Genomic DNA, 15,230 nt, shown 5'->3' on the forward strand with positions numbered 1-15,230 from the left:
TCTGAGCAGGGTAAGCCGGCCCCTAAGGCGAGGCCGAAAGGCGTAGTCGATGGGAACCAGGTTAATATTCCTGGGCCAGGAGATGGTGACGGATCGCAGAGCTAGTTCTTCCTTATCGGATTGGAAGGGCTGGTGAGCGGTTCCTGGAAATAGCCCTCCACAAGACCGTACCCTAAACCGACACAGGTGGACTGGTAGAGAATACCAAGGCGCTTGAGAGAACCACATTTAAGGAACTCGGCAAAATACCTCCGTAAGTTCGCGAGAAGGAGGCCCGGTTGCTGCGCAAGCAGTGGCTGGGGGCACAAACCAGGGGGTGGCGACTGTTTACTAAAAACACAGGGCTCTGCGAAGCCGTAAGGCGACGTATAGGGTCTGACGCCTGCCCGGTGCCGGAAGGTTAAAAGGAGAGGTGCAAGCCTTGAATTGAAGCCCCGGTAAACGGCGGCCGTAACTATAACGGTCCTAAGGTAGCGAAATTCCTTGTCGGGTAAGTTCCGACCTGCACGAATGGCGTAACGACTTCCCCGCTGTCTCAAATGTGGACTCAGCGAAATTGAATTGTCTGTGAAGATGCAGACTTCCCGCGGTTAGACGGAAAGACCCCATGCACCTTTACTATAGCTTCGCACTGGCATCAGGATTGTGATGTGCAGGATAGGTGGTAGGCATTGAAACCGGGACGCCAGTTCCGGTGGAGCCATCCTTGAGATACCACCCTTCGCACTCTTGATGTCTAACCGCGGCCCGTTATCCGGGTCCGGGACCCTGCGTGGTGGGTAGTTTGACTGGGGCGGTCGCCTCCCAAAGAGTAACGGAGGCGCGCGAAGGTTGGCTCAGAGCGGTCGGAAATCGCTCGTTGAGTGCAATGGCAGAAGCCAGCCTGACTGCAAGACTGACAAGTCGAGCAGAGACGAAAGTCGGCCATAGTGATCCGGTGGTCCCGAGTGGAAGGGCCATCGCTCAACGGATAAAAGGTACGCTGGGGATAACAGGCTGATGATGCCCAAGAGTCCATATCGACGGCATCGTTTGGCACCTCGATGTCGGCTCATCTCATCCTGGGGCTGGAGCAGGTCCCAAGGGTATGGCTGTTCGCCATTTAAAGAGGTACGTGAGCTGGGTTTAGAACGTCGTGAGACAGTTCGGTCCCTATCTGCCGTGGGTGTAGGATACTTGAGAGGAGTTGCCCCTAGTACGAGAGGACCGGGGTGAACGTTCCACTGGTGGACCAGTTGTCGTGCCAACGGCAGTGCTGGGTAGCTATGAACGGACAGGATAAACGCTGAAGGCATCTAAGCGTGAAGCCCCCCTCAAAACAAGGTATCCCTTGAGAGCCGTGGAAGACCACCACGTCGATAGGCCGGAGATGTAAGCGCAGCAATGCGTTCAGTTGACCGGTACTAATGGCTCGATTGGCTTGATTTGATCCGGAAGAAGACAGACCTCGTCTTCCTCCAAAAGCATCCTTGGACAACCAGATCCCGCAGGGGATAACGCCGATCTCGCTTCTTTTCCGGTCTGGTGGCCAAAGCACGAGCAAAACACCCGATCCCATCCCGAACTCGGCCGTTAAGTGCCGTCGCGCCAATGGTACTGCGTCAATAGACGTGGGAGAGTAGGTCACCGCCAGACCTGAAAAGCAGCGAGACATCTCTCGAAACGATAACGCGCCAACACAAAGCGCAAATGGCGCGGGGTAGAGCAGCCCGGTAGCTCGTCAGGCTCATAACCTGAAGGCCGCAGGTTCAAATCCTGCCCCCGCAACCAGAAATCTTCGCGTTATCAAGCGCTTAAGCGCCGCCCTCCGGGGCGGCGTTTGCGTTTCTGCCGCCCGTGGAAGCACTGTGGAAGCAAGAGGGCGCGAAGTCCTTCATACCGCTTCGCAAATCGGCACGGTCCGAAATGAGTGCAGCATGAGCGGCTCCCCTCAAGGGAAGATCCTCTCGCAGGCTGACCGATGTGCCCGCGACAGCGCCTCTGGATCGATCCCAAGCCGATCAGCGTACTGGATGCTCATGCCGTCCATCACATCGGTGATCGACGCCGCGAGCAATTCGTCCTTCGTGAGGTGCGTCCTGCGATAGACTTGGTCCATCAGGGGAAGGATGTGGCGCTGTATCTTGGTGCGTTCGCCTGGTGAGAGCCGTGCGCACAGGCAGGCATGCATGCACCAGAAGCAGGTGGCCCAGCATTCGAGCAAGTCGGCAGGAAGTTGGTCGTAGACGCTGTCGAGCTTCAAGCTTCGTATCGCGGGCTTTGACCCGCCGAAGACTCTGAAGATCAGCCGTCCGAGAACGTAGGGCCAACTGTTGGCATCGCCCTCCACGGGCAGAACCTGCAAGCTTGTCCGATCTTTCGGCTTTTCGCCTGCCTTGTCTGTGCCTCTCCAGGAGGCGGCACAGATGATCATCAGTAGGGCGCGAAGCCGCAGAAAATCGCGGGACGAAAGGCTGCCGCTCTCCTGCTTGAGCTCGATGCGCTTGGCGAAGTCCGCGGCCGCCTTCACAAGCTGATCCTTTGTTGCCTTCGCCCGACGAGCGTTGCGACGCTGCTCTTCCTCGCCTTCGTCTTGAACTGGCCGCGAAGTCGGTTTGGCCGCGAACTCCTCCCCTGCCGCCATCGCGGCTTCGGCATTCTGCGTCTCGTCCCCGAGATCGAAGGCATCCTTCAGAGCGTCCTCGTCGTTTTCATCGACCGGCATAACGAGCGAGTTCAACCCGACGATCCGGTTCAGGAAGCCGCGGACGATAGATACGTCGCTGCCGCCGAGGCTGTTGTGTTGAACATGCCCCGATTGGTGTGGCCGACGACCAGCGATGAAGTCGTCGTAGCTGAGCTGGCGGTGCTTCTGGCCGCCTTCATCCGTTTCCTTTCGAGCCTTCGGGATGGAGACGCCTTCGCCGTGCCCGTCGGCATCGCGATCTTCGATCTTCTCGAGCAAGTCCTGCACTTCGAGCAAAGCGAGGGTGGCTTCTGTTTCGCCGTCCAGCTGAGCGAGCGCATTCTCCGTTTGTCGTGAGTGTGTTTCCCGAATTTCGATCTGCAGGGCATCGATGTGCGTGATGATCCCTGGCGTGAAATCCTGCGGTCCGATCAGTCGTGCGAAGGCCGGAAGGTCATCGGTTGCCTCAATCTGGAAGCGGATTCTCCGATGATCAGCACCTTCGAGTCGTGTCGGGTTGCTGACCAGCAGCGCGCCGGAAGCAGCCATCAATTCGACTTCATATGCCTCGGGTGCGCCGATTTGCGCAGCTGGTCGCCAGCTCAGCGTGTCGCCGTGAACCGCGAAAATGCCCGGGTGACTCTGCGAGAGGGCGTCGAACGGGATGTCGTCTTCGACGTGCAGCGGCGGCAGCTTCTCAGCCTCAATTCGCCTCTCGGGCGTGAGTACCTTCTCCAGCCCCAATTCCGAGACAGCCCGACCTGGCGGCAGCTGCCGGTATAGGCTTGCCTCGCTGTTGGAGCCTGATGTGTTCCCAGTGCCAAGAGCTGCAACCGTGCAGTTCGCGCTGCCGATCAAGAGGTGGTCCGCCGTATCGGTTTGCGCGATCAGAGCTTTGGCATGGATAAAGCGACTGCCCCCAAAGCCGTCCCGGCGATAGAGTGTGATGCCGGAAATGCTCCCTGTCGCATCCCGCGGGAACAACCCGGTTTCTGTGTCGATGAGCGCAGCGATTGCCCGTGGGCGAAGCCGCTCAGCAAGAGCCGACAAGGCTCCGAGCCGCTCATCCCAATAGGGGCTGATCACGATCAGGCGTTTCACTTCGCCGTCGATCTCGCGGGCGAAGCGTGCGCCTATGCCCTCGGCTGAGTTTGAAAATAGGAGCGCTGCCCGTGTTCCATCGCCAAGCTCGACAGGTCCCTCGGCAGGGACTGCAGAACGCAACCAGGCAGCGCGGGCGAGCATCCACTCGAACTGCGTCGGAAGCATCGGGTCAGCCGGATCGATAAGGCTGGAGAGGTAGCGATAGGCTTGGGCGATCAGACGCTGCGCGCCGTCATCTTCAACTCCAGAGGTGAGAAGCGAGACGAGTTCTAGATTTCCAGCGAGGCCGGCTGCCGTCAGGTTGGCAGACCCGATAAACAGGCGACCACCCTGACGTCCGATCTGCAAGAACAGCTTTGGGTGAAAGAGGCCCGCAACTTGCGCTCCAGAGGCGGTGTAGAGTCTTCCCGCTTGCCTTGGCAGCGGGGAGGCTCCGCCAAGTGCATGAGTCAGCATGCGTGCGTCAGCGAGGACCATGTTGTTGCGGCAACCGGCCCCCCGGATGCGTGGCAGCACGATGTTCTCGTAGGCATCGAAGTCGATACCGAAGGTCGTGGCGATGCTGCTGTGATAGCCCTTGTCGGCGAAGCGTTCGTACAGCCTCATGAATAGATAGCCTCTCGCCCCGCCTCGGTGAGGCCGGTGTTGCCCAGCAGTCCAATATCCTTGAGGAAGGTAATGGCGGGGCCCAGCCGCGGATTAGTGAAGACCGGACCGTCCTTCTCCCGGAGCCGCAGCTTGCCGTCATCGGACTCGATCAGGAACGTATAGTCTCCTTGGTGGCGCAGCTTTCGCAAGGCAACCCACAGATGCCGACGGATCACCCGCTCTTCCAGGACGCGCTCGATCGTCTGCCCAAATGGGGCCTCGCGATGCCGATCGAGGAATCGCGTTTCACTTAGCAGCGACCGGAAGGCGTCTGGATTGAAGCCGCCGAGTGGTTCCGTCAGGTCCGCCCCCACCAGGTCAATCCGCCGATGCAGTATGGCAAGCAGGCGAACGGCCTTTGCTGCCGTTTCCGGCGTACATATCCGCGCGTCGTCACGGCCGGCCCGAATGATCTCATTGGTTAGCGAAACCTCGGAGTCGGGATCGCTTGCATCGAAGGCGTTCGAAGCGGGCTCCAACTCATCAAGTAGGGCCGACCAAGTTTCCGGCACAGGTGATATTTCTGTTAGAATGTGTTGCGCACAGCGCCCGATCAGTCGCTCCATTCCCAGACCAGAGGGATAATCACCCAACGTATCGAGCGTGAACTTCAGCAGCGCCTCATGCGCGATGTGGCACAGATCATTTGCGTGATACACCCACCATCGCGACCGCTGCGCTTCGAGCGATGGATCGTCGAGGCTCAGGATGTTTCCTTGCTGATCGTGACCCGCGTAAAGCACCCATCGAACTTCATCGGCTCGGGGCTCCCGCTCCAGGAAGTCCGCCACCTTGAGGATCAGTAGGATGCTCAGCTTGCGCGCCAGCGCCCCGCTCGACGGAGCACTGGCGCGTGACAGGAGGATTGCTTCGTAGAATTTCTGCTCCGTGCTCTCGCGGGCAATCCGTGAAGGCAGCAAGGGAGCGAGTTCGTCGAGCTCGTCGTGAGTGACCGATCCAAGCTTGATCAGCCTGAAATAGAGCTCAGCCCGTGAACCGAGCGAGTGTTCGAAGGCCTGCGCAAGTCCCTCGCCAAGGTCCTTGCTGGGCAGCGGAATCTCATGGTCGTCGGAGCGGTCGAAGATGCCGATTTCAAAGAGCTGACTGCGATAGGCTGCGCCGAAGGCGCCCCAGGCCTGTTTCAGGTAGTAGGCCTCGCTGCCAGGCTCGGCAGCCTCCTTGAAATCGATGGTGTCGTCGGGCGCCTCTTCGAGCGTTCTCGTGGCCCAGTCCGTTCCGGCGACGCCGGGCTCACCTCCATGGTGCGTTGCGACGAGCGCATAAAGCGCTTCAGCACGCCTTACGTGCCGCTTCCAGTTGTTCGGGTCGGTATCACCGATCTCCTTGGCATAACGCTGCGCCAGCCAAGCATAGAGCCCATAGTAGCGCATCCGCAGTGTCACGTTCGATATGCCGGGCAAAAGCGACTGGTAGAGATTTACGCTACTGTTTTGCATCCCGAGCGGGTCCAGACCGTTCTTCTTGCGGTACTCGGTCCACTCGGGAAAGGCGATGAGATCCTGATTTTCGGCCGGCTCGTTCAACGTTCTTAATTCCTGTTCCGAAATTTGCTCGTTCCCGATGCTTTTCCCACGTTCCTTCTCCGCACGACCGGCTTCGGCAGCTCTCTGAATCACAGGGGCTCTGTTCCCCGGCTGAGTATGCTCAAGTAGTCGCTGTAGACATACATCCGGCCACGCTGCTTGCCCGTCACCTCCCGCACGATGCCGAGATCCTCCAGATGCTGGATCGACTTCGCAATTGTCGGGGGCGAGATGCTCAGCCGCTGCGCCGCCGCGGGAATGCCGATGATCGGCTTCTGCTGAAGCAGCTGGTGAACCCGGAGGGCGGATGCGGCCGGGCGTCCGAGATCCTCGATCCGGTGCCGATCGGCTTCGAACAGAGCGAGGATCTCGCGCGCCGCCTCGGACGCCTGCAAAGATGTCTCGGCGATGCCGTCGAGGAAGAACTCCAGCCATGTCTCCCAGTCGCCATTCTCGCGGACCTGTTGCAGCAGGTCGTAATACTGGCGGCGATGTGTCTTGAAGTAGAGGCTGAGATAGAGGATCGGCTCCTTCAGGATCCCCTGCGTACAGAGCAGGAAGGTGATCAGCAGGCGGCCGAGGCGTCCGTTTCCGTCGAGGAACGGGTGGATGGTCTCGAACTGCACATGGACCAGCCCTGCCTTGATGAGGGTCGGCATCTCCGGCGTGTCGGTATGGATGAACGCCTCCAGGTCCGACATGAGGTCGAGGACGTTCTCGGGGGGCGGCGGGACGAAGAGCGCATTGCCCGGCCGCGTTCCGCCGATCCAGTTCTGCGAATGTCGGAACTCTCCCGGCTGCTTCGTGCTCCCGCGTCCCTTTTCGAGAAGGATGGCGTGGATTTCCCGGATCAGGCGCAAAGAGAGCGGAAAGCCCCCCCGGATCCTGTCAAGTCCGTAGTTCATCGCGGCGACGTAGTTTGACACCTCCTGGACGTCGTCAAGTGGGACGCCTGGCGCATCCTCGATCTCGAACAGCAACAAGTCTGAGAGCGACGACTGCGTACCCTCGATCTGCGACGACAGCAGCGCCTCCTTCCGGACGTACATGTAGAGGAAGAGCGGGGTGTCGGGGAGGATCGAGGTTACACCATCGAGACGGCCGATCGCCCGGTTCGCACGCTCGAGCGGTCGGTGGAGCCGATCCATGGCAACAGGCGGCGCTGGTGGCAGTGAAGGAGGAACGAATGCCTCGGCTCGCTCGCCTGCAGTCGAGATGGTGACGCGCTGACCCAACCGTGATGGCTCTGGTGCTAACGCCATGGTTGAAAAAGGATCCTTTCCTTGGCAGGGTGTGTGAGAAAGGATATCGCGCATTCCTTTCTTTACCACAGTTCTAGCGGAAGGTTCCTTGTCTTGTCGAGCGCACTTTACCTCTGTCAGCACCAGGCCGGGGTCGGCCTAGTCCTCTGAACCGGTGGCGCGATGGGACATCAGCGCCTCGGAAAACTCCCCACCCACCGATACCTGCCGGACATTGTCAGGTATCTGGTGAAGGGCGGCACGCCCACCGCGCACTTGGTGGAACAGATCACCGAAGTGGGACGGGATGCACTGAAGCGTGCCCTGAAGGATCCTGTCTTCGTAGAAGCGTTGTGGCTGCTCATCAGGTTGCCGCAGGCGGCCGCGTCGAGGGACTTCGGGGCGGCTCTCGCCGAGATCGGCATGGGCGCACAGCGGCCGACATCAGTCGCGGAACTGATGGTTGCCTTCGACAATGCGCTCGAGCGCGTGCAGCGGCGCGAACATCGGGATGCTGGAGTGCCCCCACTGAAGTGGTCCACCCACTGGGATAGAAATATCCTGTTCAGGAGGACCATCAGATGGCAGGCAAGCGAGACAAACCGGAAGACATCGTTCTGAAGCTTCGACAGATTGAAGTGCTTCATGGACAGGGAATGGCAATTTCCGACGCGGTGCGGCAGATCGGCGTGACCGAGCCGACGTATTATCGCTGGCGCAAGCAGTATGGCGGCATGAACCGGGATCAGCTGAAGCGTCTCAAGGAGCTTGAGGCGGAGAACCAGCGGTTGCGGCGCGCGGTGTCAGATCTGACCTTGGACAAGATGATCCTGAGCGAGGCTGCACGGGGAAACTTCTAAGCCCTTCGCGCCGTCGCCAGTGCATTGACCATGTGCGGCAGGCGCTCGGCATATCCGAGCGCCGCGCCTGCCGCATCCTCGGGCAGCACCGCTCGACGCAACGCAAGGTTCCTTGCGGCGCCCCGGACGAAGAACGGCTGACGGAAGACATCATCACGCTCGCTCGCACCTACGGGCGATATGGCTATCGGATGATCACCGGATTGCTGAACAACGCCGGTTGGCATGTAAATCATAAACGCGTGGAACGGATATGGCGGCGTGAAGGGCTGAAGGTCCCGCAAAAGCAGGCAAAGAAGGGTCGGCTCTGGTTGAACGACGGGTCCTGCGTCCGTCTCCGGCCGGAGCACCCGAACCACGTCTGGTCCTATGATTTCGTTCAGGACCGGACACATGACGGACGGCTGTTTCGGACGCTCAATATCATCGACGAATTCACGAAGGAGGCGCTGGTGATCCGTGTAAACCGCAGGCTCAATTCCACCGACGTAATCGACGCCCTGACGGATCTGTTCATCTTGCGTGGCCCGCCTGCGTTCATAAGGTCCGACAATGGCGCGGAATTCATTGCCAAGAAGGTGCAGGGCTGGATCGGCGCAGTTGGTGCCAAGACCGCGTTCATCGAGCCGGGTTCACCCTGGGAGAACGGGTATTGCGAGAGCTTCAACGCTCGATTCCGCGACGAACTCCTGGATGCAGAAGTCTTCTATTCGCTCAGGGAGGCCCAGATCCTCATCGAGCGATGGCGCCGCCACTACAACACTGTCAGGCCGCACAGCTCCCTGGGATACCGCCCACCCGCACCGGAAGCCGTCATCCCAATAGACCAGCGGCCGACGATGCACTAACAATCAACCCGGACCACTCGGTGGGGGCAGTCCAGCCCGCGGGCCGATGCTGCTTTGACAGGTTTTTGACGCATGTCCCTCTGGTCCCGTCTCTTCGGCGCGCGTGACAGCGCGGCGCCCGCTGGTGCCGTGCATCTGCCGCAGCCGGACCTGCACCCGCAGGCGTCCCTGGGATCGATGGGCGGCACGGTGGTGCACACCTCGGCCGAGCTGGAGCAGGTCCTCCGCGGCGGTTCGGCCACGGCGGCCGGGGTGAGCGTCTCGCCCGAGACCGCTCTCACAGTGGCCGCCGTCCACGCCTGCGTGCGCATCATCGCGGGTGCAGTTGCGACGCTGCCGCTGCAGTTGCGCCGTCGCATCGACGACCGCACACGGGAGGACGCCTCGAACGATCCGCTCTGGCACCTGCTGCGGCGCCGGCCCAACCGCTGGCAGACACCCTCGCAGTTCCGCCGCATGATGCAGACGCATCTGCTGCTGCGTGGCAATGCCTATGCGATGATCGTCCGTTCGCGCGGACAGGTCCGGGAGCTGATCCCGTTGCAGCCCGATCGGGTGGCCTGTCGTCAGAGGGACGATCTGGCGCTCGAGTATATCTACACCCGCCGCGACGGGCTGCGCGTGGAACTCGGGCAGGCCGAGATGTTCCATCTCGTCGGCATGTCGCTCGATGGCGTCACCGGCGTGTCGGTCATCACCCATGCCCGGGAGACGATCGGGCTGTCGCTGGCGATGGAGGAGCACGGCGCCTCGACCTTCCGCAATGGTGCCCGGGTCTCGGGCGTGCTGCGCCACCCCGGACGGCTCGGGCCAGAGGCGGTGGCCAACCTCAAGGCGGGCCTCGACGAGTTCCGTTCGGGCGGCGAGCAGGAAGGCCGGCACCTGATCCTCGAGGAAGGCATGGACTACGCCCGCATGGCGATGACCGCCGAGGACGCGCAATGGATCGAGAGCCGCCGCTTCACCCGCGCCGACATAGCCATGTTCTTCGGGGTGCCGCCGCACATGATCGGCGACACCGAGAAGTCGACCAGCTGGGGCACCGGCATCGAGCAGCAGTCGATCGGCTTTGTCGCCTACACGCTCGAGGATCACCTCACGACCTGGGAGGAGACCATTGCCCGCGACCTGATCGATCCCACCCGCACCGATCTCTATGCCCGCTTCAACCGGGCGGCCCTCGTCAAGGGCGACATCAAGGCCCGCTGGGAGGCCTACGTGAAGGGACTGCAATGGGGCGTCTGGAGCCCCAACGAAATCCGAACGCTGGAGGACGAGAACCCGCGTGCGGGCGGCGACGTCTATTACCCGCCGCCCAACATGACGGCACCACCGGAGACGGACCAGGAGGGCGACGGACCGCCGCCGGAGACAGAGGAGCGAGAGCCATGACGCTGCGCAGCGCACCCCCGATCGACCTGTCGCGTCCGCCAAAGGTGCAGGCCTGGGACCCCGATCCGGCGCTGCTGGAGAAGTGGACCCCCGGACTTCGCGCCGGTCCCGGCCGGGAGTCGGTGACCGGCAGCCGCACGATCAGCATCCTCGACGTCATCGGCGCCGATGGCCTGACCGGCGAGGGCGTCACCGCCCGGCGCGTCGCTGCAGCGCTGCGCGCGATCACCGCCGACAATATCACCGTCGACATCAACAGTCCCGGCGGCGACTTCTTCGAGGGCGTGGCAATCTACAACCTGCTGCGCGCCGATCCGCGCCGGGTCACCGTCCGCATCCTCGGGCTTGCCGCCTCGGCGGCCTCGGTGATCGCCATGGCCGGCGACGAGGTTCGGATCGCGCGCTCGGGCTTCCTGATGGTCCACAATGCCTGGGCGGTGTCGGTCGGCAACCGCCACGATCTCGCCGAGGCGGCGCGGCTCATGGCGCCGTTCGATACAGCCATGGCGGAGGTCTACGCCGCCAAGGCGGACGTCGATCCCGAGATCGCAGCAGAGTGGATGGACAGCGAACGCTGGTTCACGGGCGCGGAAGCCGTCGAGGCCGGGCTCGCTGACGGGTTCCTGGCCGCCGATGTGACCCGTGATGGGGGCATGCAGCCCGAAGCCCCGAGCGCCCTGCGCCGGATCGACACGCTGCTCGCCCGCCAGAACATTCCCCGGTCGGAACGCCGCGCGGATCGGACCGAACTCCGCGGCACGCAGGACGCTGCCGCTCCCGTCACGCCGCGCGCTGACGACGACTGGGCCGCCCTCGCGCGGTCCCTCATCCAGACGCTCACCTGAGAGGTAATCCCATGACCATGATGTCCCACCCTGCGCTGACGCGCGGGATCGTCGCCCTGCGCGCTGATGCCAGCGGCGATCCAAAGCAGATCTTCGCCGAGTTGCAGAAGAGCTTCGAGGCCTTCAAGGCCGAGCACGCCGCCCAACTGACCGACCTGCGCAAGGGCCAGGAGGATGTGGTCCGGGCCGAGAAGGTCGACCGCATCAATGCGGCGGTGGGCGATCTGCAGGCCGCGATGGACGCGCAGGCCGCGCAGATTGCGGCCCTGCGCATCGGCGGTGCTGGTGGCGCAACCGGGCCGGCCGATGCGGCCTATACCGACGCCTTCCGCGCTCACTTCCGCAAGGGCGAGGTCTCGGCCGCGCTGAACAAGGGCGCCGATGCCGAGGGCGGCTACCTGGCGCCGATCGAATGGGACCGCACCATCACCGACAAGCTGGTCGAGGTCTCGCCCATGCGCCAGATCGCCTCGGTGCAGACGATCTCCGGTGCAGGCTTCCGCAAGCTCTTCTCGGCGCAGGGCTTCGGCTCGGGCTGGGTCGGCGAGACCGCCCCGCGGCCGCAGACCAGCACCCCGACCTTCGGGCATCTCGACTACACCCCGGGCGAGATCTACGCCAACCCGGGCGCCACCCAGCAGATGCTCGATGATGCCGCGATCAACCTCGAGCAGTGGATCGCCAGCGAGATCGAGGCGGAGTTCGCCTACCAGGAGGGCATCGCCTTCGTGGCCGGTGACGGCGTCAACAAGCCCTCGGGGGTCCTGACCTATGCCGAGGGTGGATCGAAGGCGACTGCCCACCCTTGGGGGGCGATCCCGACCATCACCGCCGAGAGTGCGACGGCGATCACCGCCGACGAGCTGATCGACCTGGTCTATTCGCTGCCCGGACAGGCGGCGCAGAATGCCCGTCTGGTCGCCAACCGCAACACGCTCGCAAGCATCCGCAAGCTCAAGGACGGCCAGGGCAACTACCTCTGGCAGCCCTCCTTCACCGAAGGGCAGCCGCAGAACGTGCTGGCCTATCCCGTGACCGAGATGGCGGCCATGCCGGACGTCGCACCCGGAGCCATGCCACTGGCCTTCGGCGACTTCCGCCGCGGCTACCTGATCGTCGATCGCACCGGTGTGCGGGTGCTGCGCGATCCCTTCACCAACAAGCCCTATGTCCACTTCTACACCACCAAGCGCGTGGGCGGAGGCCTGCTCAATCCCGAGATGCTGCGGGTCCTCAGGATGGCCGCAGCCTGACCCAGCGGCCCGGCGAGGAACGCCGGGCTTCCACCCTTGTCCGAATGGAGGCCATCATGGCTGTGAAGAAGACTGATGCCGCATTGAAAGCCGATGCGGCTGCGATCGAGAACGGCACCCACGGTGTCGCTGATCCTGCGCCGGCGGCAGCGCTGGAGGACGCCTCGGGCGCGATCATCGAACCCGCAATCACCGACGCCGTCGACGTGAGCCACGAGAGCGTCGACGCCAATCCGCGCGAGGGCACCACCGCTGCGCAGAACGCCATTGACTGGAAAGACCCCAACCGGGTGCGCCCTGATGAGGCCGACTTCACCGGACAGGGTATCGACCGCGCCGTCTATGGGAAGGCCCAAGACTGATGCGGCTGGTCCTCGTCACCCCACCGGCCGCACCGCCGATCATGCTGGCCGAGGTCAAGGCGCAGGCCCGCGTCTCGCATGATGACGAGGATCTGCTGCTCCAGCACTACATCGACGCAGCCACCGCCTGGCTCGACGGCCCGGCCGGGATCCTCGGCCGCTGCCTCGTCACCCAGACCTGGCGTGCGGAGCTGGGCACGCTGACTGGTCCGGTCCGGCTGCCGTTTCCAGACAGCACCATCGACAGTGCGGTGTTCATCGATCCTGCAGGGGGCGAGATGGAGCATGAACTCGCCCGGCAGGATCAGCGCCTGTTGCTGCGGCCGAGCTTCGGCCTCGGCCGCCCCGCGGCGATCACCTTCACCGCAGGCTATGGCGCGCCGTCAGACGTCCCCGCCGCCATCCGACAGACCATGCTGCTGCTCGTTACCCAGTGGTACGAGCATCGGCAGGTGACGGGCACAGGCACCGCCTTGCCCTTCGCCGTCGAGGCGCTGCTGGCGCCGTATCGCAGGATCCGGCTGTGAACATGGACGCGGGGCAGCTCGATCGGCATGTCACCTTCCAGCAGGCGGTAATAATCCGCGATCCCGACGGCATGCTGATCCAGGGATGGGAGGACCGCTTCACCCTCTGGGCACATGTCCGCTATCTGCGCGGCTCTGAAGCCGTCATGCAGGCGAGACTCGTATCGAAGGCACCGGTCATCATCACCGTGCGGCGGTCCGCGCAGAGCGAGGGGATCACCTCGGAATGGCGCGCCGTCATCGGCGGCGTGGCGTTCGATCTCAAGGAAGACCCAAGGCCGAGCGAGGATGGCGGGTTTTTCGAAATGCTGGCGGAGGCGTGATCAGACTACGCTAGTCGGCGAGCCGGAACGTCGTCCCGTCGGACGGACCGGCGACTTCGCAAGCTTGCTTGGCCGATCCGGCGTGGCAAAGGACGGCTCGATCGCTCCTGAGTTCAGATACTTCCTGATCGTATTGCGCGACAGTCCGGTGCGCCGCGCGATCTCGCGGACCGACAGCTTCTGCCGCAAATGCATGCGTCGAATGATGTTCAAAAGCCCCATGTGGATCACTCCCGTTACCCCCGCCGCTCATCGCTTTGGGGAAAGGTTCACATGGCTCAATTCTCAGTGGAAATTACGTGCCTATCCGGCTCAGTTCTGGGTGGAAATCAACATTCATGTGAGTTCAAAAGGTCCCTCATCCCACTGGGAACCAGTGAACGCGTTGATCTGGATGCCTAGTCGCCCCGGATCCTCTACCAGCAGGTACCTCCATTCACCGTGCTCACCGAGGCGATTGACGGCTTCGACCCACCGCTCAGCCGCCTTCGCCTTGGCATCGGCATCGTCAGTGACCTGACCCTTGATCTCGACAATGACGTTCTCGTCCCGATCCGTGACAACGAGGAAATCGGGGATGTAGCGCGACAGCAGGCCACGATGCCGGTAGGGGATCGTGAACCCCAGCCGGTCGTTCTTGACCCATCTCTTCACGCCCGGATGGCTGTCGAGAAGGAAGGCGGCACTTTGCTCCCACTTCTTCGTGTCAGCCACCATCGCGTTCAGATGACACCTCGTGACCGGGTAGATCGGTTTCGTCGTGTGAAAGTCGACGTAGAGCGTGCTTCCCCTACCGGCTGCACCTTGGGGAATGATGGCAACCTCGCCGCCGCCTGTTGCTGATCCCTTCTTGATGGCTTCGAGCAGGGAGCCGATGGCAGCCTGCATGTATTCGCCGACCAGCAGCACGTCGCACGGCCGGCTATCACCCTTTCGATCAAGCTTTTCTGCAAGGAAGCGCTTCGCCGCGAATGCGACCTTCGGGAAGAGCTGCTGGACTGGAACTGCTTCGGCGCCGTTGTCCGAGAGCCAGCGGTCGCAGATCTCACATCCGCGCTGGTGCTGTCGCCGCAGATCAGGCGGTGCGACCCGAGCTGCCACAGATCGCCCGGCACCGACACCGGCGTCACCGGCAATTCGGGCACATTGTCCTCGCCCTCGACCGGGCCATCGCCGCCCAGCGCCTCGGGATCCCGCAGGAGTGCGTCGAGGTCTTCGTCGCTGATACCGAGTAGCGTCAGGTCGAAATCATCGGCCAAAAGCCCCGCGATCTCATCGCGTAGCAGCGCCTCGTCCCATTCGCCCAGTTCCGTCAGCTTGTTGTCGGCGATCCGGTAGGCGCGGCGTTCCGCCTCGTCGAGGTGACTGAGCCGGATCACCGGCACCTCGGTCAGCCCGAGCATCGTGGCGGCCAGCACCCTGCCATGGCCCGCGATCAGCTCGCCGTCGTCGGCAACCATGCAGGGAACGGTCCAGCCGAACTTGGCCATGCTGGCGGCGATCTTCGCCACCTGGTCGTCGCCGTGCATCTTGGCATTGCGGGCATAGGGGCGCAGCCGGGCAATAGGCCAAGATTCAACCTGGCTCGGCGCGAAGACGAGGTCCATTGGGCAGGGCT

At 62.7% G+C, this 15,230-nt stretch carries 12 protein-coding genes, 1 tRNA gene, 1 rRNA gene, 2 pseudogenes and 3 other annotated features; of the genes and pseudogenes, 10 read left to right on the forward strand and 6 right to left on the reverse strand.

Translation table 11 applies throughout. The features are described 5' to 3' along the window. Positions 1 to 208: a sequence feature (23S ribosomal RNA rRNA prediction is too short), on the forward strand. A gap of 4 nt (positions 209 to 212) precedes the next feature. Next, positions 213 to 550: a sequence feature (23S ribosomal RNA rRNA prediction is too short), on the forward strand. Between the two features lie 9 nt (positions 551 to 559). Continuing rightward, positions 560 to 1,415: a sequence feature (23S ribosomal RNA rRNA prediction is too short), on the forward strand. Positions 1,416 to 1,520: 105 nt separating this feature from the next. Beyond that, positions 1,521 to 1,635, forward strand: a 5S ribosomal RNA gene (rrf, locus tag ASV56_RS13980). A 58-nt stretch (positions 1,636 to 1,693) separates the two neighbouring features. Then, positions 1,694 to 1,770 (forward strand) — tRNA-Met (locus tag ASV56_RS13985). 160 nt (positions 1,771 to 1,930) lie between these two features. Here the strand turns inward: ASV56_RS13985 and ASV56_RS13990 are convergent. From ASV56_RS13990 to ASV56_RS14000, 3 genes are all read right to left on the reverse strand, one after another. Beyond that, positions 1,931 to 4,375, reverse strand: a complete 2,445-nt coding sequence (locus ASV56_RS13990; protein WP_062562665.1) for a phospholipase D-like domain-containing protein — start codon at positions 4,373 to 4,375, stop codon at positions 1,931 to 1,933. Then, positions 4,372 to 5,961, reverse strand: a complete 1,590-nt coding sequence (locus ASV56_RS13995; RefSeq protein WP_062562666.1) for a hypothetical protein — start codon at positions 5,959 to 5,961, stop codon at positions 4,372 to 4,374. The genes ASV56_RS13990 and ASV56_RS13995 overlap by 4 nt, the downstream gene beginning before the upstream one ends. A gap of 89 nt (positions 5,962 to 6,050) precedes the next feature. After that, positions 6,051 to 7,277 (reverse strand): Fic family protein, encoded by a 1,227-nt coding sequence (locus ASV56_RS14000; RefSeq protein ID WP_253880045.1) that lies wholly within the window; start codon positions 7,275 to 7,277, stop codon positions 6,051 to 6,053. A gap of 108 nt (positions 7,278 to 7,385) precedes the next feature. On the opposite strand from ASV56_RS14000, the gene ASV56_RS14005 reads away from it, so the two are divergent. The 8 genes from ASV56_RS14005 to ASV56_RS14045 all read left to right on the forward strand — a co-directional run bounded on the left by ASV56_RS14005 (position 7,386) and on the right by ASV56_RS14045 (position 13,612). After that, positions 7,386 to 7,823 (forward strand): hypothetical protein, encoded by a 438-nt coding sequence (locus ASV56_RS14005; protein ID WP_062562668.1) that lies wholly within the window; start codon positions 7,386 to 7,388, stop codon positions 7,821 to 7,823. Further along, a protein-coding gene (locus ASV56_RS14015) for an IS3 family transposase (protein WP_152988090.1) occupies positions 7,784 to 8,910 on the forward strand; the annotation gives its coding sequence in 2 pieces (ribosomal slippage) (positions 7,784 to 8,048 and positions 8,048 to 8,910; 1,128 coding nt in all). Before ASV56_RS14005 ends, ASV56_RS14015 begins: the two co-directional genes overlap by 40 nt. 72 nt (positions 8,911 to 8,982) lie before the next feature. Beyond that, entirely contained in the window at positions 8,983 to 10,302 is a 1,320-nt protein-coding gene (locus ASV56_RS14020) for a phage portal protein (RefSeq protein WP_062562669.1), read from the forward strand. Then, entirely contained in the window at positions 10,299 to 11,147 is an 849-nt protein-coding gene (locus tag ASV56_RS14025) for a head maturation protease, ClpP-related (protein WP_062562670.1), read from the forward strand. Before ASV56_RS14020 ends, ASV56_RS14025 begins: the two co-directional genes overlap by 4 nt. Positions 11,148 to 11,158: 11 nt before the next feature. Then, on the forward strand, positions 11,159 to 12,400 hold the full coding sequence (locus ASV56_RS14030) for a phage major capsid protein (protein ID WP_062562671.1): 1,242 nt from the start codon (positions 11,159 to 11,161) through the stop codon (positions 12,398 to 12,400). 56 nt (positions 12,401 to 12,456) lie between these two features. Then, positions 12,457 to 12,762, forward strand: a complete 306-nt coding sequence (locus ASV56_RS14035; RefSeq protein ID WP_156429173.1) for a hypothetical protein — start codon at positions 12,457 to 12,459, stop codon at positions 12,760 to 12,762. Then, positions 12,762 to 13,289, forward strand: a complete 528-nt coding sequence (locus ASV56_RS14040) for a head-tail connector protein (protein ID WP_062562673.1) — start codon at positions 12,762 to 12,764, stop codon at positions 13,287 to 13,289. The genes ASV56_RS14035 and ASV56_RS14040 overlap by 1 nt, the downstream gene beginning before the upstream one ends. Positions 13,290 to 13,291: 2 nt before the next feature. Further along, entirely contained in the window at positions 13,292 to 13,612 is a 321-nt protein-coding gene (locus ASV56_RS14045) for a phage head closure protein (RefSeq protein ID WP_062562674.1), read from the forward strand. Positions 13,613 to 13,672: 60 nt separating this feature from the next. Here the strand turns inward: ASV56_RS14045 and ASV56_RS22845 are convergent. The 3 genes and pseudogenes from ASV56_RS22845 to ASV56_RS14055 form a co-directional block, all read right to left on the reverse strand. After that, positions 13,673 to 13,834: pseudogene (locus ASV56_RS22845) on the reverse strand (helix-turn-helix domain-containing protein); the annotation flags it as partial. A gap of 114 nt (positions 13,835 to 13,948) precedes the next feature. Continuing rightward, positions 13,949 to 14,326 (reverse strand): hypothetical protein, encoded by a 378-nt coding sequence (locus ASV56_RS24160; RefSeq protein ID WP_216635392.1) that lies wholly within the window; start codon positions 14,324 to 14,326, stop codon positions 13,949 to 13,951. Between the two features lie 322 nt (positions 14,327 to 14,648). After that, a pseudogene (locus tag ASV56_RS14055) lies at positions 14,649 to 15,219 on the reverse strand (ParB/Srx family N-terminal domain-containing protein); the annotation flags it as partial. Positions 15,220 to 15,230 lie beyond the last annotated feature (11 nt).

Source organism: Paracoccus aminovorans (genome assembly GCF_001546115.1).
Taxonomy (GTDB): domain Bacteria; phylum Pseudomonadota; class Alphaproteobacteria; order Rhodobacterales; family Rhodobacteraceae; genus Paracoccus; species Paracoccus aminovorans_B.